The 23,504-nt window shown below is 48.5% G+C and carries 25 protein-coding genes; 17 read left to right on the top strand and 8 right to left on the bottom strand.

The features are described from left to right. Nucleotides 1–120: 120 nt before the first annotated feature. The 4 genes from E1919_RS14540 (at nt 121) to E1919_RS14525 (ending at nt 3,766) form a co-directional block, all read left to right on the top strand. Nucleotides 121–693, top strand: a complete 573-nt coding sequence (locus E1919_RS14540; RefSeq protein WP_237144397.1) for an SRPBCC family protein — start codon at nt 121–123, stop codon at nt 691–693. 136 nt (nt 694–829) lie between these two features. Further along, entirely contained in the window at nt 830–2,314 is a 1,485-nt protein-coding gene (crtD, locus tag E1919_RS14535; protein ID WP_162054130.1) for a 1-hydroxycarotenoid 3,4-desaturase CrtD, read from the top strand. A gap of 4 nt (nt 2,315–2,318) precedes the next feature. Then, on the top strand, nt 2,319–3,002 hold the full coding sequence (locus E1919_RS14530) for a carotenoid biosynthesis protein (RefSeq protein ID WP_162054129.1): 684 nt from the start codon (nt 2,319–2,321) through the stop codon (nt 3,000–3,002). Between the two features lie 152 nt (nt 3,003–3,154). After that, nucleotides 3,155–3,766: a TetR/AcrR family transcriptional regulator gene (locus E1919_RS14525; protein ID WP_162054128.1), complete on the top strand. Its 612-nt coding sequence runs from the start codon at nt 3,155–3,157 to the stop codon at nt 3,764–3,766. Nucleotides 3,767–3,965: 199 nt separating this feature from the next. Here E1919_RS14525 and E1919_RS14520 read toward each other — a convergent pair whose 3' ends face one another. Together E1919_RS14520 and E1919_RS14515 are read right to left on the bottom strand one after the other, a co-directional pair. Further along, nucleotides 3,966–4,208 (bottom strand): DUF6952 family protein, encoded by a 243-nt coding sequence (locus E1919_RS14520; RefSeq protein WP_162054127.1) that lies wholly within the window; start codon nt 4,206–4,208, stop codon nt 3,966–3,968. Nucleotides 4,209–4,216: 8 nt separating this feature from the next. Beyond that, on the bottom strand, nt 4,217–4,537 hold the full coding sequence (locus E1919_RS14515; protein WP_162054126.1) for a DUF6568 family protein: 321 nt from the start codon (nt 4,535–4,537) through the stop codon (nt 4,217–4,219). 301 nt (nt 4,538–4,838) lie between these two features. Here E1919_RS14515 and prfA point away from each other — a divergent pair, with 301 nt between their 5' ends. From prfA to E1919_RS14500, 3 genes are all read left to right on the top strand, one after another. Beyond that, on the top strand, nt 4,839–5,915 hold the full coding sequence (gene prfA / locus E1919_RS14510; RefSeq protein WP_162054125.1) for a peptide chain release factor 1: 1,077 nt from the start codon (nt 4,839–4,841) through the stop codon (nt 5,913–5,915). A gap of 237 nt (nt 5,916–6,152) precedes the next feature. Further along, nucleotides 6,153–7,526: a hypothetical protein gene (locus tag E1919_RS14505; protein ID WP_162054124.1), complete on the top strand. Its 1,374-nt coding sequence runs from the start codon at nt 6,153–6,155 to the stop codon at nt 7,524–7,526. Nucleotides 7,527–7,612: 86 nt separating this feature from the next. Beyond that, nucleotides 7,613–8,035 (top strand): secondary thiamine-phosphate synthase enzyme YjbQ, encoded by a 423-nt coding sequence (locus E1919_RS14500; RefSeq protein ID WP_162054123.1) that lies wholly within the window; start codon nt 7,613–7,615, stop codon nt 8,033–8,035. Between the two features lie 220 nt (nt 8,036–8,255). On the opposite strand, the gene E1919_RS14495 is transcribed toward E1919_RS14500, so the two are convergent. The 3 genes from E1919_RS14495 to gpmI form a co-directional block, all read right to left on the bottom strand. Beyond that, entirely contained in the window at nt 8,256–9,776 is a 1,521-nt protein-coding gene (locus E1919_RS14495) for a M43 family zinc metalloprotease (protein ID WP_162054122.1), read from the bottom strand. A gap of 115 nt (nt 9,777–9,891) precedes the next feature. Further along, on the bottom strand, nt 9,892–10,467 hold the full coding sequence (locus E1919_RS14490; RefSeq protein WP_162054121.1) for a hypothetical protein: 576 nt from the start codon (nt 10,465–10,467) through the stop codon (nt 9,892–9,894). Between the two features lie 5 nt (nt 10,468–10,472). Further along, nucleotides 10,473–11,999, bottom strand: a complete 1,527-nt coding sequence (gene gpmI / locus E1919_RS14485; RefSeq protein ID WP_162054120.1) for a 2,3-bisphosphoglycerate-independent phosphoglycerate mutase — start codon at nt 11,997–11,999, stop codon at nt 10,473–10,475. 268 nt (nt 12,000–12,267) lie between these two features. Between gpmI and E1919_RS14480 the strand changes: the two genes are divergently transcribed. The 6 genes from E1919_RS14480 (at nt 12,268) to E1919_RS14455 (ending at nt 16,409) form a co-directional block, all read left to right on the top strand. Then, nucleotides 12,268–12,681 (top strand): DUF4783 domain-containing protein, encoded by a 414-nt coding sequence (locus tag E1919_RS14480; RefSeq protein WP_162054119.1) that lies wholly within the window; start codon nt 12,268–12,270, stop codon nt 12,679–12,681. Nucleotides 12,682–12,757: 76 nt separating this feature from the next. Further along, nucleotides 12,758–13,618, top strand: a complete 861-nt coding sequence (gene nadC / locus E1919_RS14475) for a carboxylating nicotinate-nucleotide diphosphorylase (RefSeq protein WP_162054118.1) — start codon at nt 12,758–12,760, stop codon at nt 13,616–13,618. 108 nt (nt 13,619–13,726) lie between these two features. Further along, nucleotides 13,727–14,341: a hypothetical protein gene (locus E1919_RS14470; protein ID WP_162054117.1), complete on the top strand. Its 615-nt coding sequence runs from the start codon at nt 13,727–13,729 to the stop codon at nt 14,339–14,341. Between the two features lie 94 nt (nt 14,342–14,435). After that, nucleotides 14,436–14,741, top strand: coding sequence for a hypothetical protein (locus E1919_RS14465; RefSeq protein ID WP_162054116.1), 306 nt, complete (start codon nt 14,436–14,438; stop codon nt 14,739–14,741). 168 nt (nt 14,742–14,909) lie between these two features. Next, on the top strand, nt 14,910–15,647 hold the full coding sequence (locus E1919_RS14460) for an SAM-dependent methyltransferase (protein ID WP_162054115.1): 738 nt from the start codon (nt 14,910–14,912) through the stop codon (nt 15,645–15,647). A gap of 9 nt (nt 15,648–15,656) precedes the next feature. Beyond that, complete coding sequence (locus E1919_RS14455) at nt 15,657–16,409, top strand: ZIP family metal transporter (RefSeq protein WP_162054114.1); 753 nt, start codon at nt 15,657–15,659, stop codon at nt 16,407–16,409. Between the two features lie 163 nt (nt 16,410–16,572). Here E1919_RS14455 and E1919_RS14450 read toward each other — a convergent pair whose 3' ends face one another. The 3 genes from E1919_RS14450 to E1919_RS14440 all read right to left on the bottom strand — a co-directional run bounded on the left by E1919_RS14450 (nt 16,573) and on the right by E1919_RS14440 (nt 19,108). Next, nucleotides 16,573–17,571: a hypothetical protein gene (locus tag E1919_RS14450; protein WP_162054113.1), complete on the bottom strand. Its 999-nt coding sequence runs from the start codon at nt 17,569–17,571 to the stop codon at nt 16,573–16,575. Between the two features lie 76 nt (nt 17,572–17,647). Beyond that, nucleotides 17,648–17,929 (bottom strand): acylphosphatase, encoded by a 282-nt coding sequence (locus E1919_RS14445; RefSeq protein WP_162054112.1) that lies wholly within the window; start codon nt 17,927–17,929, stop codon nt 17,648–17,650. Between the two features lie 30 nt (nt 17,930–17,959). Further along, nucleotides 17,960–19,108, bottom strand: coding sequence for an App1 family protein (locus E1919_RS14440; protein WP_162054111.1), 1,149 nt, complete (start codon nt 19,106–19,108; stop codon nt 17,960–17,962). A gap of 194 nt (nt 19,109–19,302) precedes the next feature. Between E1919_RS14440 and sdaAA the strand changes: the two genes are divergently transcribed. From sdaAA to E1919_RS14420, 4 genes are all read left to right on the top strand, one after another. Next, on the top strand, nt 19,303–20,208 hold the full coding sequence (gene sdaAA, locus E1919_RS14435; RefSeq protein ID WP_162054110.1) for an L-serine ammonia-lyase, iron-sulfur-dependent, subunit alpha: 906 nt from the start codon (nt 19,303–19,305) through the stop codon (nt 20,206–20,208). A 287-nt stretch (nt 20,209–20,495) separates the two neighbouring features. After that, nucleotides 20,496–21,230, top strand: coding sequence for a hypothetical protein (locus E1919_RS14430; protein WP_162054109.1), 735 nt, complete (start codon nt 20,496–20,498; stop codon nt 21,228–21,230). 146 nt (nt 21,231–21,376) lie between these two features. Further along, on the top strand, nt 21,377–22,552 hold the full coding sequence (locus E1919_RS14425; protein WP_162054108.1) for a DUF4407 domain-containing protein: 1,176 nt from the start codon (nt 21,377–21,379) through the stop codon (nt 22,550–22,552). A gap of 432 nt (nt 22,553–22,984) precedes the next feature. After that, nucleotides 22,985–23,503, top strand: coding sequence for an NADH-quinone oxidoreductase subunit A (locus E1919_RS14420; protein WP_162054107.1), 519 nt, complete (start codon nt 22,985–22,987; stop codon nt 23,501–23,503). Nucleotide 23,504 lies beyond the last annotated feature (1 nt).

Genomic DNA, 23,504 nt, shown 5'->3' with positions numbered 1-23,504 from the left:
TCATTGTTGAAAGGCATCAGAAAAGCCGCTGCAGGAGCCAATGCAGCGGCTTTTCTTTTTTCAGAAGGTAAAACTTTCACTCTGGAAGAGGGTTAAAGCAATAGTATCCAATTCTCCTCCTTGGACAAGGAGGGGCAGGGGTGGTTTGACCCAAGGCTGCACAAGTGCGTCTGGAGGCTCACGCACACTATATACTACTACTCGAATATCGGCGGCAGTATAAAGCAATTAACCATTAAAAGTCAAATCATGCAGCTTCACCTGAAAACACCTGTACAACAAGACTACATGGCCGTATTTAACGCCTTTGATGAGCAACTGTTCAGGAAGCTGTCGCCGCCTTACCCGCGCCTGAAGCTGCGGCGCTTTGATGGCAGTGCGCCCGGCGATGTGGTGGAGGTAGAACTGCAAACGGGGATAAAATCCTTCCGCTGGACCAGCTTGATTACAGAGAGGGAAGTAACCGAAACAGAAGCTTACTTCATAGACCAAGGCCAGGAACTGCCCCCTCCCCTGCGCTACTGGCAGCACAAACACCTTATAACTAAAAACGGCAGCGGTGCCATCATCCACGACATTATCACCTACAGCACCGGCATAAAACTGCTGGACCTGTTACTCTACCCGCTTATGAAGCTGCAGTTCGGAATGCGGAGGCCAGTCTATCAGAAAGTGTTCAGGAGGATGCACTAGCAAAAACACCTCTTCTGCAGCAGCTAACAAAGCGCTCAGGCCTCTCTATGAATATTACCTCCAACTGCTGGAGCAAAACCTTTTTCGGCTCTGTTGGTTAAGAGCACAAAAGTTTAAAACTGCGTACATTGTAAGTATGAAGAAAGCAGCCATAGTTGGAGCAGGCATAGGAGGTATCGCCGCCTCTATCCGGCTGGCCCTGAAAGGCTACGAGGTAACGGTCTACGAAGCCAACGGCAGCTTTGGCGGCAAGATGCATGAGTTCTGGCTGGGCGGCTACCGCTTCGACGCCGGACCTTCGCTGTTCACGTTGCCACGCCTCGTGGATGAGCTGTTTGAACTGGCCGGACGAAAACCTGCGAGCTACTTTACCTATACCCGCCTCAACCCTATCACCCACTACTTCTGGCCCGACGGCAGCCATTTAAAAGCCTATGCTGACCCGGAGCGGTTTGCCCGGGAGGCAGCGCAGCAGTTAGGGGTGCCGGAGCAGGATGTGCGGGAGGTGCTGGCCCGGAGCAGGCGGCTGTACAAAGGAACTGCCGACACATTTCTCAACAAGTCGCTGCACAAGGCGGGCACTTACCTGAGCCCGGATATATTAAAAGCGCTGGGTTGCCTCACCGACTTAGGGCTGACCACAACCATGCACCAGGCAAATGCAAACAAATTTAAAGACCCGCGTTTTGTGCAGCTGCTGGATCGTTTCGCCACCTATAACGGCTCTGATCCGTACCAGGCGCCTGGCACACTGAACATCATTCCGCACCTGGAGCACAATATAGGCGCTTTTTATCCAAAAGGCGGTATGTATGCCATTGCGGCCAGCTTAGTAAAGCTGGCGGAGGAGTTGGGCGTTGAATTTAGGTATAACGAGCCCGTAGAGCAGATAGTAACGCTTGCCGGGAAAGTGATGAGCGTGAAAACAGCACAGGGCAATCATAATGCGGATGTCGTGGTGAGTAACATGGATGTTGTGCCTACTTACCGCAGGCTCCTCTCCGACCACCCGGCTCCGGAGAAAACCCTGAAGCAGCCACGCTCCAGCTCTGCGCTCATTTATTACTGGGGCATCAGGAAACAGTTTCCGGAGCTGCACCTGCACAATATCTTCTTTAGTGGAGATTACCGGGAGGAGTTTGAACATATCTTCCAGCGTAAGACCATCAGTCTGGATCCGACTGTATACGTGAATATTACTTCTAAGCTGGAGCCTGCGGACGCACCTGCTGGGTGTGAGAACTGGTTTGTGATGGTGAATGTGCCGCACCACCAGGGGCAGGATTGGCAACAACTAATAGCTACTACCCGTGAAACAGTGCTGAAGAAGCTCAGCAGCATGCTGCATACGAATATAAAAGAACTTATAGACCAGGAGCAGGTGCTGGATCCTCTCCAGATCGAAAGCCGTACCTCGTCTTTTGCGGGCGCTTTGTACGGAAGCAGCTCCAACAACATGATGGCCGCTTTTCTGCGCCACCCAAACTTTAGCTCGCAGATTGAGGGACTTTATTTCTGCGGTGGTAGTGTGCACCCGGGTGGCGGTGTGCCGTTGTGCCTGCTTTCAGCTAAAATTGTTGGACAGTTGGTGCCAGCCGTAACACCAGTTGAGAAAGTATAAATCTATGCCCGACACCACACAATCAGCTCCTGCTGTTAAGCATGCCGTGGAAAAGTACAGGAAGTATGCGCTGCCTTCTGCAGTGGCAGTGCTGGTTATTTTCCATTGCGTAGGCTTATGGGGGCTGCTGTTCAGCGGTAATCCAACGTATTTCCAGCAACTGACGCCGATGAACCTGCTGCTTACGAACGTGCTGCTCTTTAGCTTTCACCGGCAATGGAACGTAGCTTTTGTGCTTTTTGCTGTGGTGGTGTTTGCGGTAGGCTTCCTATCGGAGGTGCTAGGCGTGCATACCGGGTTGCTGTTTGGTAGCTATAGCTACGGTGCTGCCCTGGGTCTGAAGCTTTGGGAGGTGCCTCTGCTCATTGGCTTGAACTGGCTGATGCTGGTGTACACGACCGGCCACATCAGCAACTACTTAAAATTGCATTGGCTGGCAAAGGCGCTCGCAGGTGCGCTGCTTATGGTGCTGCTGGATTATTTTATAGAGCCCGTGGCCATGCAGTATGATTTCTGGAGCTGGCAAGGCGGCTCCATTCCGCTTTCAAACTTCATTGGCTGGTTTGCCGTGGCTTTTTTGCTGCAGCTCTACTTCCAGAAAGCTTACATCTTTAAAAAAAATAAGCTGGCGCCTTACGTATACCTGGTGCAGTTGGTCTTCTTTATATGCCTCTTTAGTCAATTGTAGTATTTCAGGCAACTATCTCAATTTGCACTTTTAATTTGTCAGGGAAAGCTATATTTGCATAGTGCTTAAATTTAAGGGGGTGCCGAAGCTTTTATTCGTGCGTTTACGTAAACCCGGCTTCCTTATTTGAGACGGATGACAACAGCAATCGTATGGCTTTACTAGAAAATGTTTTAGAGAGGATTCTGTACCTGTTCAAGGCGGAAGGAATTGAGGCCAATAAGGAGCAAGACATTCTCCGGAAAGTGGGTATTCCGGGGACAACTTATCAGGAGCTGTTTTCCAGCAAAGCTGAAATGGTGAAGCAGGTGACGCTCTTTAACATTGAAATGCAGAAACAAGAGCAAATACGGCTATTGGCCAGTGCGAATAACTCTGTGGAGGAGATTATGATCCTGCTGCAGGATGGGATAAGCACACTAAGTAAAACAAACCCGCTCATGATAAGCGATATGCAGCAATACTACCCTGAATCGTGGATGCTAACACAGGACTACCTCAGCAATTATTCGCACCACCAGAACAGTGCAATTCTAAACAGAGGCATTCTGCAAGGGTACTTTAGGAAAGATATCAACCTGCAGTTGGTGACTAAAATCATAATGGAGCAGTTCTTTATGATGATAAATCCTGCCGTATTTCCGCCTAATCGCTATAACTTGGCTGAAGTCTTCAGGAGCATCTATCTGTACTATGTGCGCGGTATATGCACAGAAAAGGGAGGTAAAATGGCGGAAGAGTATTTCTCAAAGAACAACCTGTAGAACGACATGCAACAGTCCCGCTGGGACTAAAACTGAATAAATATGGCTTTGCGTTACATTAACTGTAAGTCAGGCTATTTGAGTAAAGCGACATAAGGCTTCTTGTTCCTGATACAGTTTTCAAAGTAACACAAAATAAAGGCGAAGGCCCGGGATGTAATATCATCCCGGGCCTTCGCCTTTATTTTACAAAGTCTTGTTAGCTGATAGAAACACGCACCTTTTGGGTATACATGCGCAGGGCAGTTTTGAAATCAGTACCATTGTCTTCCATCTCGTTCAGAATCCAAACAGCGGCTAGCACATGTGTTAGCTGCTCGCCTTCATCCTCCCCCTCTACCTCAATGGCAATTGGTTGTTCATCTACAATGGCTGCCTCAGCGGCCATCAGTTCTTCTAAATTATTATTTTCAACAAGCTTCTTTATAGCAGGTATCTTCATGTCTTTGATTAAATGTCTAATTTGTGTATCAGGTCACGAACGGCTTCTTCTTTGCTGGCGGCTACAGTGTCAACCAGTTTGCCGTTTTTAAAAGTGGCGAAGAAAGGCAGGTTTGTAACACCGGCAAACTTGCGGGCCTCGGGACTGTTCTCAGCATTAACATCCACAAAGGCAACATTTGTAAATTGCTCATCATCAGACATACGCTTGAACTTAGGAGAGAACAGGCGGCAGTTTCCACACCAGTCGGCATAGTATTTCACCACCACTTTTTCGTTTCCATTAAGTATATCGCTAAAATCGTTGTCTGTTGCTTTTATAACGGCCATATGTTTATCGTTTTATTACAGTTTAAAAAATCAGATTATTGTACTCTATTTAAGATACTGGGTGCAAAATTAAATGTTTCAAGCCAAACATGCAGCCTTTGCTCATTAAAAAAGCCAACAGTGCTGCGTATAAATTGTTTTGAAGCTGTTTTTTGGCACACATCCGGAAACTATAAGCACAGGTAGCAAGGTTATCTAAATGAATACTTTACGGCCATTGAACAACTTTTTAGCCTGAATTGTATTAAAGAAACTACACTGCAATTTTATATCTTTGCAGAGATAAAACCCGAGAAGAACAATGTTAGATAAGTTAGAAGCCATTAATCACCGATTTGAGGAGGTGGGCCAGTTGCTTACCCAGCCTGATGTGGCCAGCGACATGAAGAAATATAAGTCGCTGAACAAAGAGTATAAAGACCTTGACAAGATAGTAGTTGAATATAAGAAGTACCTGAACATCCTGAGCAACATCGACAATGCCAAGCAGGTAATTGCCACCGAAAAGGATGAGGACTTCAGGGAAATGGCCAAAGAAGAGCTGGACGAGTTGATTCCACAGCGTGAGGAGATGGAGGATCTGCTGAAAGAGATGCTGATCCCGAAAGACCCGGATGACAGCAAAGACATCATCATGGAAATTCGTGCCGGTGCGGGTGGCGACGAGGCCTCTATCTTTGCCGGTGACCTGTACCGCATGTATAGCCGTTTTGCTGAAAAGCAGGGCTGGCGCACAGAACTCATCGATGCCACAGAAGGTACCTCCGGAGGATATAAAGAAATCATCGTGGGCATGTCTGGCGAAGACGTGTATGGCAAGCTTAAGTTTGAGTCTGGTGTGCACCGTGTGCAGCGTGTGCCAGCCACCGAAACGCAGGGCCGCATTCATACATCGGTAGCTTCCGTAGTGGTGCTGCCAGAGGTGGAGGAACTTGATGTAGAACTGGACATGAACGACATCCGCAAAGATTTGTTCATGTCGTCAGGGCCTGGCGGGCAGTCGGTAAACACGACTTACTCTGCGGTGCGCTTAACGCACATCCCAACGGGTGTTGTGGCGCAGTGCCAGGACCAGAAATCGCAGCTAAAGAACTTTGACAAGGCCCTGGCTGTACTTCGTTCCCGTATTTACGAGATTGAGCTGGCCAAGAAGAATGAAGCCGAGGGCGCACAGCGTAAGAGCATGGTAGGCAGCGGCGACCGTTCCGATAAAATCCGTACCTACAACTATCCGCAAGGCCGCGTAAGCGATCACCGCATCGGCTATACCGTCTACAACCTGCCGAATGTGATGGACGGCGGTATCGAAGACTTCGTGGAAGAACTGCGTATGGCGGAGAATGCGGAGAGGCTGAAAGAAGGTGCCGCAACAGAGTAATAACAGCAACAGTAGTTATCTATAGAAAGGGTGCAGTAAAGCAGGAATAGCTGAAGCTGCACTCTTTTTTGTTTTAAATGGCTAAATTGTTTGATGGTTGTATGGTTGTTTAAGTCAATCACCCATCAACTCTTCTTAAGTTCAAACCTCCATACTACTTTAGCTAGCGAACCTGGAAAATTTTAATCATCCAGAACAGCCATGTAGCAATTTAACAGTCAAACAATTCAAATAACCTTGAAATACACCCTCTTCCTACTGCCTCTGCTCCTGCTGCTCTGCCTGTTCTCCTGCGAGCCAAGGGATGAGGTGATTACCACAGATCCTGCTGCAGTGCTGGAGTTCTCGGCGGATACTGTATTGTTCGATACGGTATTCGTTAGCCGGGGCAGCATTACTAAGCGCTTAAAGGTATACAACCGCAACGAAAAGGCTGTCCGCATCAGCGAGATTACGTTGGCGGGTGCTGCTGCCTCTCCTTACCAGCTGACAATTAATGGTGTGCAAAGCCCGCTGGCTAACGATGTGAATCTACGTGGCGGCGACAGCCTGTATGTGCTAGTGCAGGTAAACATTAACCCTTCAGATGAGAATTTACCTTTTCTGGTAGCAGACTCTGTCCTGTTCCAGACAAATGGGCAACAGCAGGACGTAAAGCTGGTAGCTTATGGGCAGAACGCTTACTTCCACCGCAAAGAGGCCATAGGGGAAACTGTATGGGAAAGTGACAAGCCCCATATACTGCTGGATTCGGTGCTGGTGCAGGAAGGTGCTACCCTGACCATCAGAAAAGGATCCCGTATTTACGGAACAGATAAATCAGTGCTTTTGGTAAATGGCCGTCTGTTGGTGGAGGGTACGCCGGAAGAGCGCGTGATATTCGGAGGCTACAGGCAGGAAGAAGCCTATCTAACAGCACCCGGCCAGTGGGAAGGCATTCGGATACTGACAAAGAGCAGTGATAACGTAATACAGTATGCTGACATCCGAAATACTTTATATGGTCTGCGCATCGGGAACCCGGGCAAAGCAGGAACTTTAGTGGAAGGATGTGCGGTATCTCATGCCTATGTGGATGGCATCGTCGCTTTTACCTCGGATGTAAAGATGGTGAACACCTTGATATATAACTGCGGACAGTACGGCTTCGGGGGCCTGGGGGGCGGCAATTATGAAGTGCTCTACTCTACCATCGTAAGCTATAACAACAGAATGGTGCGCGAAACACCGCTGTTTGTTGTCACAGATTTCATTCCGGGAACAGAAATAGAGAACCAGCCGACTTCACTGCGCCTGGTGAATTCCATTATCTACTCTGACAGCTACAGCCTAAAAGATGAGGTGCTGCTATCGCCTTTGGACGCTGCTACAGAGGTAAGCAACAACCTGCTCCTGACGGAGGTATATAAAGAAGCTTTTGCGCAAAGTGGCAACAAACTGAATGAAGCGCCCAAGTTTGAAGCGCCAGCCAAAGCTGACTTTACCCTAGACACTTTGTCCCCAGCCAGTGGTGCTGCCAGGTTTCTCCCGGAGGTACTATCAGACCTGAAAGGCACTACCCGCAGTACAAGCCTTCCGGACGCAGGTGCTTTTGAGCGAGCTGTTGATTAAGGTCTTATACGTAGCATCCGGTGCAGTCAAACTGTACTGGATAACATTCACTCGTTCAGAATTCTTTATTTAAAATCGTAAAAGCTATGAAGTGGTATCAGAAAGAAGTAAGGCTTCCAGCCGTGAAAAGAGGTTTTCATCTAATCACTGATTTGCTGGAGGCGCAGCTGCCTGAACTGGAAGATATAAACGTGGGGCTGGCACATGTCTTCATCAAGCATACTTCCGCCAGCTTAACAATTAACGAAGACGCAGACCCTACGGTGCGCCAGGATTTCGAGAGCCACTTCAACCACATGGTGCCGGAAAACCAATCCTACTACCGCCATACCCTAGAAGGTTCGGATGATATGCCGGCACACCTGAAAGCCGCCCTGCTCGGCAACTCTGTCACTGTGCCTATCACAAAAGGAAAGCTAAACCTCGGCACCTGGCAAGGCATTTACCTCTGCGAGCACCGCAACCACGCCTCTAAACGCACAGTAGTTGTAACACTGCAGGGAGAGTAAATTCTGACATAAACTGACGTTGTGCTACAGCCCCAGCGGGGCGAACTGTTGGTAGAAAGACAGTCATTTCTTCTCTAGCTCCGGAGGAGCGGCCTTTAAATTTATTTTAAACAGGCCGCTCCTCCGGAGCTAAAGGTGTGTCAAGACCATCGTGCTATTAACGGGTCGTGCCGCTGGGACTAAAAACGCTGATGCCTTATACCTGAGTACTTTCCCCAAACTACCTTAACACACTAATTCGCTTCACTTCTGTGCCATTGGAGCTCTTTATGCGGAGAATGTAAAGGCCTTGTGGCAGGTCGCGCACGTCAAGGCGTAACACGCGGCTGCTGATTTGCTCGTTAATAATTACCTGCCCCAACTTGTTTACCAGTTCTACCTGGCGTACCAGAATACGCGCAGGCTGCTCTATAGTAAGGAAATCAGTTGTTGGGTTCGGATATACCACCAGGTCACTTACCGTTACGTGTACTAACTTCTCTTTTACTTCGGTGCTGCTCAGGTCTCCGTTTGTTATCGTTAGTTTAGCACCGTACCTGCCTGGCCTGGAATAAGTAACGGAAGGGTTTTGCTGTGTAGAGACAGCAGGAACACCTCCTTCAAACTCCCAGTACCACGATATAGGGCGGATTCCCGCAGAAAGATCCGAGAAATTAACAGTATTTCCTGCTATAACCAGCGTGTCGTTTGGTGAGGTGGTTTCAAAGTCAGACCGGAGGGTGCGGGTACAGGCAAGAGAATTCAGAATGCTGCTGCGCGACGTGGCAAGTATCGTTTGCATATAATCTGCCTGGCCCTTTGTGAACAGGTTCATACAGGCATCATCGCTGTAGTCCATGTAGTTCTGATACATGTCTCCAAAGGGGCTGTCGTCGCAGGAGTTCTTTATTCCGGTGTGGCACCCGCCGTTTTCTTCCCGCTGGTTTGGTGTGTCATCAATTCCGTCAGAGTCTGTGCAGGAGGAGCCGTTGCCCCATATATGCCCCAGTCCAAGCCAGTGACCCACCTCATGCGTTGCGGTACGGCCCATATTGTAATTCCATTTAAAATTATTGGTAGGCGGAGCGCCTACAGAGGCATAATGCAGGACAACACCATCATTCACAGCGCGGGAACCTGGTGGGGTAGCATAGCCTAAGATATTACTTTGGATGTCTCCACCCAGGTTACAAATCCAGATATTCAGGTACTGGTCTCTGTCCCAGATATCGACGCCACCTTTCGCAGTGTACTTTACATTGTCGCTAACATAGCTGAAGGCGCTGTTAGTTGTGCGGGTGCGGGTGATGCCATTGGTCAGATCTCCATTAGGGTCTACAGAAGCCAGGCAGAACTCGATTCTGGTATCGGCGGCATAGGATCGGAAATACTCTGGTGTGTTCGCGGTATCCGCATTCATTCTCCTGAAGTCCTCATTCAGCACCTCTAACTGCGACAGCAAAGCGGCCTCCGACACGTTCTCCTCCTCAGCATTATACAACACATGAAACACAACCGGAACAGTAACCACAACATCGGTGCTCCGTTTCTGCGCCCGCCCCTGTTGTATCAGCGACTGCTGGATTTTTTGTTTTAGTACCTGCTGACGCTCTCTTAATTCCGGGTCCTTTGCCTGTAGTAACGCTGTATACGCATCAGTGGCACAAGTGCGGCCACTGCTAACAGCAGAACTAAGGTTTTGGGCAGAAGTATGCAAGGCAAAGCCTAAGCACATCAAGGCCGTTAAAATAAACGTGCGCATGCGGCAAGAGTATGGTAAAAGAAACTGCAGCACTTGCTGTGCCACGTTATCTTTGCAAGATAATAAATTATAAAGGATTTACCGCTGCTATGCGCTGGCTTTTAGGAAGATGCAGTTATAGGTTGGCGTCTACTCTGTAATGCAGTGAGTCGGAGAGAATCAATTTCTGGACACCTTCCACTCTGTAGCCCGAGATATTGCCACTCGCAGGGTCTGCGTTGAGCTGCACGTTACGGCGCGAGTAGAAAAGTGCATTCTCGTCCTGGAGGAGGGCGTTGAGTTGTTTTAGCTTTCTGTCAGGGCTTAGCTCCAGGCGCAGGTAGTGCACGAGCGGCTCAGCATCCTCTACCCTATTGTATTCTACCACTATACTGCCATTCTCCAGCACGTGCTCCTGCTTTGTATAGTACTCCTCCAGCGCCGGGCGGTTAAGGTCCGCCTGCTCAAACACAGCTAACTCATCTTCCCAGTCTACCGCAGTGGTTTCAATGGTTTCTGTTGGAGTGCCTTCTGTGGTGACAGACTTGAGCACCATAGGTTGCTCCGCCTGCAGGCGCTCTATTTGTTCTTCCAGGTAGGTGGTTAGATTGTAAGAAGCCTCCGCCTCGGCAGATGTAGGCGGAGTGGGCCTCTCACAAGCAGTAGTGGCCAATAGCAGGACCAAAAAGAAGATAGGTATGTGCCTGGCCACCCGTATTATTTTTTTATAAGTGATATTCCGTTCATTTCCGCTGGCGCTGCAACGTTCATTATCTCCAGTATGGTTGGCGCGAGATCGCCAAGCTTGCCTTCGTGCAGTGTTACGTTTAGCGTATCGCTTACCAGCACACAAGGCACCAGATTGGTAGTATGGGCTGTATTTGGTGTGCCGTCTTCGTTGATCATGCAGTCGGCGTTGCCGTGGTCTGCAATCACAATGGTGGTATAGCCGTTTGCCAGGGCAGTGGTAATAACTTTTTCCGCACACTCGTCTACTACCTCGCAGGCTCTTACCGCTGCTTCAAACACGCCGGTGTGGCCTACCATGTCCGGGTTAGCAAAGTTCAGGCAGATAAAGTCAGCGCTCTTTTTCTCCAGCTCAGGCACAATGGCATCCCGAATGTCGAAGGCACTCATTTCCGGCATCAGGTCGTAAGTGGCTACTTTAGGCGATGGGCACATCAGGCGGCTTTCTCCTTCAAAAACAGTTTCGCGGCCCCCGGAAAAGAAGAAGGTGACGTGCGGGTACTTCTCTGTTTCCGCAATACGGATCTGCTTTTTGCCGGCGTTTGCCAATACCTCCCCGAGGGTGTTATTCAGGTTGTCTTTCTCAAAAATGGCCGCTACGTCTAAAAAGCTCTCATCGTAGTTGGTCATCATGATATAGCGCAGGTTCAGCTTGTGCATGTTCTGCTCATGGTAATCGCGCTGCGTGAGTGCCTGCGTAATTTCGCGGCCCCTGTCGGTGCGGAAGTTAAAGCAGATCACCACATCGCCGTCTTTAATAATGGCAATAGGTTCCTGCATATCGTTCACCTTCACAATCGGCTGTATAAACTCATCCGATACGCCGGCATTGTAAGAGTCCAGCATCGATTTGATGAGGTTCTGAGAAGGTGCCCCGGTGCCGTGTACCATCAGGTCATAAGCCAGTTTTACGCGTTCCCAGCGGTTGTCGCGGTCCATGGCATAGTAGCGGCCCACTATAGAGGCAATGGTGCCTGTCGTCTGCTCCAGGTGCTGCTCCAACTCATTGATGTACTTCACACCACCCTTCGGGTCTGTGTCGCGGCCATCTGTAAAAGCATGGATGTATACCTCGCGCAGCTCCTGATCTGCAGCTACAGAGCAGAGCGCTTTCAGGTGGTTGATATGCGAGTGCACACCGCCATCGGAGAGCAAACCAATCAGGTGCACCGGCTTTTTATTCTCTTTGGCATAAGCGAGGGCGTTGGCAAGCACAGGCATGGTGGCAAGCTTGCGCTCCGCAATAGATTTGTTGATGCGCACCAGATCCTGGTACACCACGCGGCCTGCGCCAATGTTCATGTGCCCTACCTCAGAATTGCCCATCTGCCCCTCAGGTAAGCCAACAGCCTCACCTGAGGCCTGTAGTCTGGTGGTCGGATATCTTGCAAGGATAGAATCAACGAAAGGCGTGTTGGCCTTCTCAATTGCTGAAACTTCCGGATTAGTGGCAATACCCCACCCATCCAATATCATTAAAAGTACCTTATTATCCATAGCGCAAATATAACTATAATCTTTCAAAGCAGTCTAGTAATAGCTGCCTATGCCTGAGCAGTGCCGGTTATTACAGGCATCGGCATGCTTTATAGCGGCTACTGCCTTTATGAGGGGAAGGTTTCCACATCCTCCATAAAAACAAATCGAAGGTAGTGAATGTACTTTTTCGTATATTTAAAATATACTATTAAATTAGAGAGTCGATTCAAAAGGCCTTTGTTGGCATAGTTTTAGCTGATGTCAGGGCAAGAACACAAACGGTTATATGAAAAACTTTAAACACATTGCAGTAGCATTTTCTTTGTTAATGGTAGCCGCATTTTTCTCGGCAGGGCAGGTAATGGCACAGAGCGATGCCATGAGCAGCGTAAAATCGGCGATGAAAACGGGCTCGGCCAAAGAACTGTCTAAGAGCTTTAGCAGTATGGTAGAACTTACCCTCGATGGCAACGAAGCCACCAGCTACAGCAATACGCAGGCGGAGTTTGTAATGAAGAACTTCTTTGCCAAAAATGCCCCTGTAGACTTTAGCGTAAACCACAACGGCACTTCCGATAAAGGCCAGTTGTATGCTATCGGTACTTACGCCGCCAAAGGTGATTCTTACACCGTATTGATACGGATGAAGTCAGCAAACGGCAAATACCTGATCCACTCGATGAACTTTATTAAGGATTAAGCAAATAATAATGAGATTTTTAGGAAGGCCCGGCGTTTATACCGGGCCTTTTTTTTATTTTTGCACCGTGAAAAACGTGAGACCGACATACCTAACCGAAAAAAGCATAGGCGAGTTTATCGCCCGGGCACTGGCTGAGGACATCGGCGACGGTGACCACTCTTCTCTTGCGGCTATACCCGCCGATGCCCAAAACAAGGCGCGGCTGCTGATAAAAGGCGACGGTATACTGGCAGGCGCTGAACTGGCAACCTATATTTTTAAAGCCGTGGACCCGGACCTGCAGGTAGAGCTACTGCTGCAGGATGGTGCACAGGTAAAGTATGGCGACATCGGTCTGACGGTAAAAGGGAAGGCGCAATCTATCTTAACAGCAGAACGACTGGTGCTGAACTGCATGCAGCGCATGAGCGGCATTGCCACCTATACCAATTCGCTGCGACAGCTGATTGAGGGCACGAAAGCCAAACTGCTGGATACCCGCAAGACCACCCCTAATTTCCGGATGATGGAGAAGTGGGCTGTTGTGATAGGCGGTGGCCATAACCACCGGTTCGGATTATATGATATGGTAATGCTGAAGGACAACCACGTGGATTATGCCGGCGGCATCCGGGAAGCCATCACAGCTACGCAGCGCTACCTGCAGGAAAAAGGGAAAGACCTGCAAATTGAGGTGGAAACACGCAACCTGCAGGAAGTGAAAGAGACCCTGGAGACAGGCGGCATCCATCGTATTATGCTGGATAACATGGTACCCGAGACAATGCGGGAGGCTGTGAAAATGATTGGCGGCAGGTATGAGGTAGAAGCCTCAGGAGGTATTACAGAGAAAACAATAAGCGCCGTGGCAGCATGTGGCGTTGACTATATTTCGGTGGGTGCGCTAACGCATTCCATGAAGAGTTTAGATATCAGCCTGAAGGCTTATAAATAAAAACAGGTTACCTTTGCGGGAGCAAGGGCTTTAGTTTACAGGATTTCGCTCTGCGCGTGATGCCAGAAGAGAGTTTGGCAGAGATTAGAATTTCGACATTAAATTTATATGCAGCGACCAAATCAAAAAGGTTTTCGGACCGCACAAGGGCCTTCTCCGCAAGGAATCCGCACAAAGAAGTATCAGCTCGATAAAGAAAAATATACCCGCATGGCCTTGGGTAAGGTATGGCGCCATGACTGGTGGTATGCTTTAATTCCATTGGTGTTGCTGCTGTTGCCAGCCCTTTTCAGCTTTTCGTGGTGGTGGGTGGCAGCTGCCATCATTGTTACCTTGCTGTTTGTGCTGCTCCGTTCGGCGCAGGTAATGGGGGTAACGCAGATGGAGCAGGGAAACCCCCTGTTCGAGAAACTGAACTATGAGATTGACAACCGCCAGATACTGATGAAGCGCAACGAGCGCGAGGGAATGGCCCTGAACTGGGACATGATCCAAAAAGCCGAGGTAAAGCCGGAAGCTTACCTGCTGTGGCTACAACCTGCCGCCGATGCGCAATTACCGGGCGGATGGAAAGGCTGGGTGGCCCGTAACTTCCAGACGCCTATTTTCATACACCTGCCCTTCCGCATTTTTAACAGCACCAACGATATAAAGCTGTTCGAGAGCATACTGCGCCGTAAGAACCTGCTGGCAAGCAATGCCACAACCAGTACCACAACCTAATTGGAGGGAATCAACGTAAGTATTTAATAGATAATGTTTTGCCAGTGAATTGCCTGGCGAGGCGCCTATATAGCAAGTAAAAAAACGTACAATAATGAATAAGAACATAACAGCAGTATTTGCCGCCATATGCGGTTTGTTTATGGCTTCCTGCGACACTCCGTCTGACCTGAGACCAGAAGATAAAGTATCTGTAGATTACGTAGAGCCAGGCACGCGCAACACGTTTAATATTGGCAAAGTTAATGAAGTGTATCCTCCCTCTGATGAGGCTGAGGCAATGCCAGACCGCGATTTAGGTGGTAACACCCTTCAGCCTGGCGACAGCATTCTGGAGGCTACTGAAACCAACACTGTGCTGGGTACTACAAAAGAAAATATTATAGAAGAAGAAGACTAAAAATTTCTTAAGATGATAAACCTGCCGTTGCTGTGCACTACAACAACGGCAGGTTTTTTTGTGCCCTTGTTATATCAACCGGAGCCGCTGCAAGTGTAAATTTCCGCTACTTACGCACGTGTTTAGATAAAACGCCTATATTTGCAACACAATTGCTTTTAGACCTCCATGGCCCAACAGGAAGACGAGTGGTTCAGTACCTGGTTCGACTCCCCATACTATCACATACTCTACAACAACCGTAACACGCAGGAGGCGCAGGCGTTCATGGACCGGTTGCTGGCTTACCTCCACCCTAAACCGCACAATAAGATACTGGACCTGGCTTGTGGCAAAGGCCGCTATTCGGTGTACCTCAACCAGAAAGGCTTTGAGGTAACGGGTATTGACTTGTCACGGAAAAGTATAGCGTATGCAAAGCAGTTTAAAGACGAGCACCTGCATTTTGACGTGCACGACATGCGCCAAGTGTACAAGCCGGAGTATTTCGACTTTATCCTGAACCTGTTCACCAGCTTCGGTTATTTTGATACTGAAACAGAGAATGTGGTGGCGCTTGCTGCAACCGCTAAAAGCCTGAAGCCCGGCGGGAAGCTGGTGATAGACTTTATGAACACCGACAAAGTGATTGACAACCTGGTGGCGGAGGAGGAAAAAAGTGTGCATGGGATAAACTTCAGAATCACGCGCGGCGTAGAGAATGGCTTTATCGTTAAAACTATCCACTTCAGTGATGAGGGAAAGGAGTATGAATTTGTGGAGCGGGTGCGGGCATTACGGGAGGAAGACTTTGAGGAGTATTTTAAGATGATACAGCTGCGCCTCGTAGAGGTGTTTGGCGACTATCACCTTAACCCCTTCGACCTTGCGAAGAGCGATCGGGTGATCTTTGTGCTTAAGAAATAACAGCTCTACATGATTGTAGCCATACTTGTACTGTTTTTTACAGTAGTGTTTTCAGCCTTTTTAGTGAAGGTGTTTCCGCCTCACAACTCAAGGTGGTTGAAAATAGCCCTTGCTTTTAGTGGAGCTTACCTTTTTACCATCACCATCATACACCTGCTGCCCGATGTGCTCCGGAACGGCAGCACCAATTCTTATGGTGTAGGTTACTGGGTGCTGGCAGGATTCTTTCTGCAACTGGTGCTGGAGCTGTTTTCGCACGGGGTGGAGCATGGCCATATTCATCACCACGACCACGGCCGTATCGGTTCTATGCCCTTTCTGCTGCTAGGTTCATTGTTTGTGCATGCCTTTCTGGAAGGAAGCATCCTGGTAGAGCAAAGGCAGTACCATGCAGGCCATGCACATGGAGGGGGCAGCTTTTATGTAGTGTTGCTGGGGGTGGCACTGCACCACGTGCCGGCTGCTTTCGCGTTGATGTCGGTGCTGCTGTCGCGGCTGGAGAACTTCCGGAAAGCCTTTCTGTGGCTGCTGATATTTGCTGTTGGCTCGCCCCTGGGTATTTTCTTCAGCAATGTGGTTTTATCGCAGGAGGCGCCGGATGGGCTAGTCTATACTGCCCTGACAGGTTTGGTGGCAGGTAATTTCTTGCACATCTCCACCACCATTCTATTCGAGACGAGCCCCGACCACCACTTTAACCGCAGCAAGCTCGTTGCAACCTTGTTTGGCTTAACGCTGGCAATTGTCTCTGACTTTGTTTGAGTAAAGGAGAAATTTCAGATTCTTGATTAAATTAGAGAAGTTACTTAGTGCAGCGGCTTGCTCTAAACTGACGCCTTCTGCCCTTGCTGTGTGTTTTCACCAGCAAGCAAAATACCGCTGAAGGATGATTGTTGGGAAAACACCAACAACGGCTAAGAATACATTATATAGCTGAGTCTTTCACAGACTCAGAAAAAGCCTCTAACACGGCGTCACTCATGTATTCTAACATCTTCTCATTAGATAATCCCTCAATAGAGTCGTAGGAGATAAAAGAGCATGAGGGCGCCAGTACATGTTTAAATACTGGTCTTGACAGTTCATTCATTACCTTTTCCTTTCTCTCTATTGGAGCAACAATGTGTGCCTTTATATTAAGATTAGGCTGCAAGGCCATAAGGTCTGCCATTCTTAGTATACCTGAATAAATAGAAGTAGTGTGCTCTACCTCAAAAGCGCGTACAATAGAGCGGCCTCTTATCCAAAGTACATCAATATTTTCGATGGTATTCAAGGTGTCGCTATCATAGTTGAGAGGTAAATCCTGTAAAACAGAATTTAGTTTTGTCTGCCAAACTTCTAACACCCTGCTCCTATCGTTCTTTGGGAGCCAAATTTTATAACCCATACGATCACCAATTTCAGCAAGCAGCGCCTGAATCTTGATTGAATTACGTGTTAAGGGCTTTTTAACTATTAGTTCTGTAATCTCATCCTCAACTACAAAATCTGCAGTGTCGTTGTTGCCATCAGAATCAATATTAAAAGGAGTGAAATGATCTGTTTTTTTGAGGCTAAATTCCTGATCTAGTAAATCGCAAGCAGGTTTATCTGAAATTGGCTTTGATGCCTGTATGTACTTTAGGCTCCAAAATTTTCCTCCCGTCTGTGATAAAATGGAAATGTCAAACGGTTGGCAATATTCTACTTCTTTCACCTTCAGCGAATGTACATACCTTTCTCCATCAGGCCAAGGCTTTAAATCCGTTAGCTGATCAAGCTTAAAACGAGCGCCACATAATGTCTTTTTGCCCACTTTGGCTGCTAAATATATTAGGTCGCCAGGTTGTGGTCCTCTGTTCTGGAATCCAGCAACTTTTTGTTCAATACAAATATTGTAGTTATCTATAGCTGATGAACAGTGTAGTATCCTTGTACTCATTAGGGACGGAGATATCTATTTTGCTAATATAGGACAAATTTTATATGTTATTAACATCTCCTGAACTTATCTCTTCCTACCGCTTCACCTTAAAGTCTTTAAACCCCGCTAGCCTTTCCATTTCCTTCACCTCTACCTTCTCCACCTGAGCTCTACGAGGTCCTTCATGCACCCACTGCTCCAGCTGCTTTAAAGCGGAAGGGTTCCCTTCAGCTTCCATGTATACGGTACCGTCTTCTTCGTTCTGTACAAAGCCGGTGAGGCCGAGTTCCTGTGCTTTCTCTTTGGTGCTGGCCCTGAAGAACACGCCGTGAACTTTGCCATATACTTGTATGGAGATATGTTTGATGTTGCTCATAAATTAAACATTTACTTATTCTTCATCCATTCAATGCTCCTGCTGCTCGTCTTTTTCGCACGCCTGCTTCACGTCTTCCAGCTGATCTTCATTGATCCACCCCATTGTAACAGCATGTTTTGCAGCAGAGTACGTCTCTTCTACTAACTTCATTTCAACTCCCTGCGCTTTCACCTGCTCAGCAATTGTTTGCACTTCGTTGTCACGCTTGTTCGGCGTCACGTCCCGGATATAAATGCCTAGAATGCGGCCGGGATATTCCTGTGCTACTTGCTGATAAATCTCGGGGTCGTGTTGCCCGCTGTCGCCGATGCAGATAAACTGAATTGAGGGATATGTGTCGAGGATGTGGCGGATCCGATCGCGCTTATACGCTTGTCCGCTGGTTTCGAGGTAGCCTTCATTCAGACTGATGCCTTTGTCTCTTAAAAACAGTGGCCCTTCCGGAATATTGTGTGAGCGGAAAAAGCTGATCAGCAGGTCATACAGGTTCCATTCGCTGCCCGACACAAAGAAGAGCGGGTTCTTCCTACTGTTGTCGCTGCCCCTGCATAGTGCCCGCAGAAAACCGGCTATACCTGAAAAAGGACTGCGCTCAGTCGCGTTCTTTGTCAGCATCAGCTTAAGCCGCTCCAGAAAATGAGCGATTTTAGATACCAGCACTGTATCATCAATGTCGGAAATAATACCGAACTCCGCATCCTCGCCCGGAACAAACACATGTGCCTCTGCCTCTGTCCTGTCTTCCGCTGTCTTTTGCTCCTGCAGAGTCAGCTTTATCTTGTAACCGGTGCTGCTGTAATCAAAAGGTGCGTCTGTCCTGAATTCCACTTCAAAGAAACCTTCCTCGTCTGTCTGCAGCTCTATCTTCTGGCCGGCAAAGGTCGCTGTTAACTTTATACCCGGTATTTCATCTGATTCGTAGCGTTTGTAGGTGTTTACAAGGTGCGTCAGCGTGCTATCTTCGTCTTTCGGTTTTTTTAGCTTTTCGTTTTCAAGCACTCTTCCCTTTACATACACATATGTATCGTTACCAAAACCATAGTAAGGCATTATGGTAATAGGGTCCAGCAAATGCAGCTTTTCTTTAGTTTTATACTTTGCCATAGAAAGATCATGCTCCACCTGCTGAAGGGCTGTTAAAAGGCTGTTCTTTATTTTCTGTGTTACGTCTGCCATAAAAATGTAATATAGTATTATGTGCTTGAACGAGCTACAGCCAAAGGGGTTAAGTAGAATCAAAAAGTATGGATGAGAACGTTTATTGGAGGTGAGTTTGTTATGTAAGAGGCGTGTATAGCTGCATACAGAAAATGTGATTATATTGGCCACCCTGGCATTCTTAGCCAGGATTTATAGGAGAAAGAACTACGATGTCATTATTATTCAACGATTTTAAGAGCTGGGAAAAGCATTGTGCCGAAACCGGAGAACCGCTGTACCAGCCGGTGCTGGAATACGAAATAGAGCAGAAAGGCCGTTCAGAGGAATACATCTGGGAAAATATTGCCAAAGCGTATGAGGTGATGAAGGATGCGGTGCAAACTGGCCTCACAGAAAACATGCAGTCCCGCTCGGGCATGGTGAACAACAGTGCGAAGAAGGTAGCGAAAGCGCCCATAACGGTGCTGTCGCCGGAATTCCAGATGCTGATTTCGCGTGCACTGGGCGCCAAAGAGGTAAACTCCTGCATGGGACGTGTGGTAGCGGCTCCCACAGCAGGCGCATCGGGTATCTTGCCAGGCACACTCACCACCCTGCAGGAGCTGCATGACCTGGACGACAGGAGAATACACGAAAGCTTACTTGTAGGCGCAGGCATTGCGTTGATTATTGAGCAGAACGCGTCGCTGGCCGGTGCTGTGGGTGGTTGCCAGGCCGAAACAGGCAGTGCGGCAGCCATGGCTGCAGGTGCTATTGTATACTGCTTGGGCGGTAACGTGGATCAGGTGTTTACGGCCGTGGCCATCACCATACAATGTATGCTGGGCCTTGTCTGTGACCCGGTGGCGGGGCTGGTAGAGGTGCCCTGTATTGTGCGCAACGCCAGTGCAGCTGCCATCGCCTTTTCGTCTTCGCAAATGGCACTTGCCGGTGTTAACGCTGTTATTCCGGTAGACCAGTGCGTGGCAGCGCTTGGCGAGGTAGGCGAAAGCATGGAGCGCAAGTATAAAGAAACAGCGGAAGGCGGCTTAGCGAACACACCCAGGGCGCGTGAAATTGAGAAGTTGGTGCTGGTGCAGGATGTGGATATCCTGCCAGACGAGGACGAGGAGTAGCGCCAAGCTTTAGGTTGATGATTTATAGAAAGGTAGGAAGCGGTGGCTTTCTACCTTTCTTGTTTTTGGGAGAACTGCTGATGAAAAAATATTATGGAGGCTGGGCAACCACCGGCAGTTGGAGAGGGTCTTCTGAATAAGGGGATATATATGGTATTGGCTGGATAAAAGGCCTGGTCTTGTTTTTTACATAAGGCCAGGTGGCACTCTGATCTGGCACAATATATGATACGCCTATATTTAAGATTTAAATACTCTTTAATCCGCTGAGCATCAATTCTAAAACTATGAAAAGTTATTTGTTATCTGCATCGCTGGTCTGTGTGCTGGCGTTCACGAGTTGCACTGTGCCGCACATGGCGGTAGCCCCTGAGCTTCAGCAAAGTGCAGTAGAGCTACCCATAGAAGGCCGTAAGTTCCTGAAGCCAAATGGAAATTTCCAGATAGGCAACTATACGGTGGCCAACGTACACCGCGGCTGGAGGAATATGGGCGGCTTTTCCATTTTCAGCTATAACAACATCAGCGCCAGGCAGCAGTACGAGTTTAGCCTGCAGGACGGCATGGGCAGCGAGTGGTACGTATTTGGGGCCAGCAGGCTCAAAGACAAATCACTCCGGTCGAACACCGGTGTGACCATAGATGTAGGCCCGAACATGGAGTACTACGCCAGCCATTTTACTTCCCCGGAAAGCGGCCAATGGCATCTGCTCACGGTAGACCCGGGCAATTACCTGGAGCGCAAAAAGTTCAGGGGCGAACTGTCTAACCGCAAGACTACTTACACCATTGCGCCTGTATATAAGTTCGAGGGCAAAGGGCTGCCAATGTCTGACGTAATCGGCTACGAGTTTAAAGAGGGAGAAAATGTTGTCGGCGCGGTGCAGGTTATCAACAACGGGAAAGTGTGGGTGAGTTCGCAGCTAAACCCTGATACGCGTATGGTCTTGGCCAGCGGCATGGCTTCTCTGCTGCTTTATGAGAAGCTAAATGAATCGGTAGAGAATTTTGAATTTAATTGAAAGCGGTCTCGTTGAGGAGGGAAGGTAGCAGTTTGATTTTTAACTAATTAAACCTAATTTGAAGTATAAACCGTAAGCTTTTATACGTTTACTAGTTTGTAGCTTCTCTGTGAGCCTCTTTCTCTTAATCAGCTGATCGTTCATATATGAAAAGATTTTTTTGGTGGTGTGCCGGTGCCGACGATACCATACTCGAAAAGTGTTCTAAATCAGAGCATATAAAATATGCCGGTATTGGCGCCACTGTGCTGTTTACGGGCCTTTTAGCCAGTATTTCAGGTGGCTATGCCCTTTACACCGTCTTCGACGATGCCCTGATGGCGATTGCCTTTGGCTTGCTGTGGGGTGCCGTTATCTTCAACCTCGACCGCTTTATTGTTTCCACGCTGCGCAAAGAGGGCAAGTTCTGGAAAGAGCTGCTGCAGGTAATGCCGAGAATTTTTTTGGCCTTGGTGCTGGCCGTAGTTATCTCAAAGCCGCTGGAACTGAAGATCTTCGATAAAGAGATTCAGGCCGTGTTGAAGGAAAAGCAGGCTGAACTGGCCATTGCACACAAACAATTGGTGGGCCAGCAGTATGTGGAAGTAGATTCCATCAAAACAGAAATAGCCGGTATCCGCCAGGAGGTAGATGCGAAGGTGCAGGAGCGCAACAGGCTGTATGATGCCCTTGCCGCTGAAGCCGATGGCACAGGCGGAACAGGCAAGGTAGGCAAAGGCCCTATCTTCGAAGAAAAGAAACGGCAGTATGATAAGGTAGACGAGGAGCTCAAACTGTTGCAGGCGAATGCAAATGAACGCATCCTGCAGCGGGAGCAGCGCATTAACGAACTCATGCAGAACTATGACGAGACAGTGGCCGAGGGGCAGGAAAGCTTTTCGAACTATGATGGCCTGATGGCCCGCATCAATGCCCTGAATGAGCTGCCGTGGTTACCTGTTTTCTTTATCACGCTGCTGTTTATATGCTTAGAGACAGCACCTATATTCACGAAGCTTATCTCCAGCAAAGGTCCTTATGATGATATCCTGAAAGGTATTGAGCACGAGCGCACTACGCAGGAGATGCAGCGCGTAGCTGAACGCCAGCAGCAGTACGATACCCGCAAAACAGTGGCCAACGCTAAATTCGCGTCCCGTACCGATTATGAAGTGGATGCCAAGCGGGAGGAAGAGCGCCTGAAGTCTGATGCCCATCTGGAGGTAGTGCGGGAGTCTGCCGCCGTTTGGAAAGAGCGCAAGCTAAAAGACATCCACCGCAGCCCGGACACCGCCACTGAACTCCTGAACGATGGCGAGGAGAACGGATACTACAAGTGGTAATTATTAGTTTGTAGATAGATTTAAACCGCCTGGGCCTTTATTGGTTCAGGCGGTTTTGTTTTAGAAAAGAAGGTTCCCAGCCTATTCTGTCAGAATCAGGATTTCTAGGATTAAGAGATTGACAGGATTAAGTTTCAATCGCCTATCACATGTTGTTCCGGACTTCTTCATCCAAAAGTTACTGCTGCTCTTTCGGACATCCCTGTCCGAAAGTTTTCTGCTGGGGACATCTTTGTCTCTGCTGGGGGGCATCCTTGTCCCCGTGTATAACCTTGCCCGGTACGCGGACAAAGATGTCCACTTCAGGTTTAATTCCGGACATAGATACTTGGAATAGCACACCACAGTGCTCAATCCTACCCAGCACCTCAATTTGCTACATTCAAACAATCCCGGTTTTTTATTGTAAATTTGCATAAACAGCTGTAAGCTATGGCAGAAACCTATGCATCTGACTTCGGAACAATCCTGCTCTTCCTGATAGGTGGTGCTATTTTCGTGATGATTGGCCTGCTGACGAGCAAACTGATTCGTCCGAACCGGCCCAACACAGAAAAGCTTTCTACCTATGAGAGTGGCGAGGAACCGATTGGCAATGCCTGGATACAGTTTAACCCACGGTTCTATGTGGTGGCGCTTATCTTTATCATTTTTGATGTAGAGTTGGCTTTTCTGTTCCCGTGGGCAACAGTGTTTGGTCGCCGGGAACTGATTGAGGCCACCGATGGCGTTTGGGGATGGTTTGCCTTGGTTGAGATGTTCATCTTCATCGGCATTCTGGTGCTGGGCCTCGCCTACGCCTGGGCCAAAGGGCATCTAGACTGGATCAAGCCGGAGCCTGTGGTTCCAAAAAGCCGCTCAAAAATACCAGCGGAAATGTACCAGCGCGTAAACGAACGGCAGTATCCAAAACGTGCAGCAGCACCGGAAACTACGGAATCCAAGGCATAGC

The organism is Pontibacter pamirensis, assembly GCF_010015475.1.
In the GTDB taxonomy this organism is placed as follows: Bacteria; Bacteroidota; Bacteroidia; order Cytophagales; family Hymenobacteraceae; genus Pontibacter; species Pontibacter pamirensis.
The sequence above is the reverse complement of the archived record's forward strand: the minus strand, read 5'-3'. Positions and strand labels throughout refer to the sequence as shown.

Excerpts from the sequence above, each read along its gene's own strand:
- crtD (WP_162054130.1), top strand. The coding sequence starts at position 830 with ATGAAGAAAGCAGCCATAGTTGGAGCAGGCATAGGAGGTATCGCCGCC.
- E1919_RS14530 (WP_162054129.1), top strand. The coding sequence starts at position 2,319 with ATGCCCGACACCACACAATCAGCTCCTGCTGTTAAGCATGCCGTGGAA.
- E1919_RS14525 (WP_162054128.1), top strand. The coding sequence starts at position 3,155 with ATGGCTTTACTAGAAAATGTTTTAGAGAGGATTCTGTACCTGTTCAAG.
- E1919_RS14520 (WP_162054127.1), bottom strand. The coding sequence starts at position 4,208 with ATGAAGATACCTGCTATAAAGAAGCTTGTTGAAAATAATAATTTAGAA.
- E1919_RS14515 (WP_162054126.1), bottom strand. The coding sequence starts at position 4,537 with ATGGCCGTTATAAAAGCAACAGACAACGATTTTAGCGATATACTTAAT.
- prfA (WP_162054125.1), top strand. The coding sequence starts at position 4,839 with ATGTTAGATAAGTTAGAAGCCATTAATCACCGATTTGAGGAGGTGGGC.
- E1919_RS14500 (WP_162054123.1), top strand. The coding sequence starts at position 7,613 with ATGAAGTGGTATCAGAAAGAAGTAAGGCTTCCAGCCGTGAAAAGAGGT.
- E1919_RS14495 (WP_162054122.1), bottom strand. The coding sequence starts at position 9,776 with ATGCGCACGTTTATTTTAACGGCCTTGATGTGCTTAGGCTTTGCCTTG.
- gpmI (WP_162054120.1), bottom strand. The coding sequence starts at position 11,999 with ATGGATAATAAGGTACTTTTAATGATATTGGATGGGTGGGGTATTGCC.
- E1919_RS14480 (WP_162054119.1), top strand. The coding sequence starts at position 12,268 with ATGAAAAACTTTAAACACATTGCAGTAGCATTTTCTTTGTTAATGGTA.
- E1919_RS14470 (WP_162054117.1), top strand. The coding sequence starts at position 13,727 with ATGCAGCGACCAAATCAAAAAGGTTTTCGGACCGCACAAGGGCCTTCT.
- E1919_RS14465 (WP_162054116.1), top strand. The coding sequence starts at position 14,436 with ATGAATAAGAACATAACAGCAGTATTTGCCGCCATATGCGGTTTGTTT.
- E1919_RS14460 (WP_162054115.1), top strand. The coding sequence starts at position 14,910 with ATGGCCCAACAGGAAGACGAGTGGTTCAGTACCTGGTTCGACTCCCCA.
- E1919_RS14455 (WP_162054114.1), top strand. The coding sequence starts at position 15,657 with ATGATTGTAGCCATACTTGTACTGTTTTTTACAGTAGTGTTTTCAGCC.
- E1919_RS14450 (WP_162054113.1), bottom strand. The coding sequence starts at position 17,571 with ATGAGTACAAGGATACTACACTGTTCATCAGCTATAGATAACTACAAT.
- E1919_RS14445 (WP_162054112.1), bottom strand. The coding sequence starts at position 17,929 with ATGAGCAACATCAAACATATCTCCATACAAGTATATGGCAAAGTTCAC.
- E1919_RS14440 (WP_162054111.1), bottom strand. The coding sequence starts at position 19,108 with ATGGCAGACGTAACACAGAAAATAAAGAACAGCCTTTTAACAGCCCTT.
- sdaAA (WP_162054110.1), top strand. The coding sequence starts at position 19,303 with ATGTCATTATTATTCAACGATTTTAAGAGCTGGGAAAAGCATTGTGCC.
- E1919_RS14430 (WP_162054109.1), top strand. The coding sequence starts at position 20,496 with ATGAAAAGTTATTTGTTATCTGCATCGCTGGTCTGTGTGCTGGCGTTC.
- E1919_RS14425 (WP_162054108.1), top strand. The coding sequence starts at position 21,377 with ATGAAAAGATTTTTTTGGTGGTGTGCCGGTGCCGACGATACCATACTC.
- E1919_RS14420 (WP_162054107.1), top strand. The coding sequence starts at position 22,985 with ATGGCAGAAACCTATGCATCTGACTTCGGAACAATCCTGCTCTTCCTG.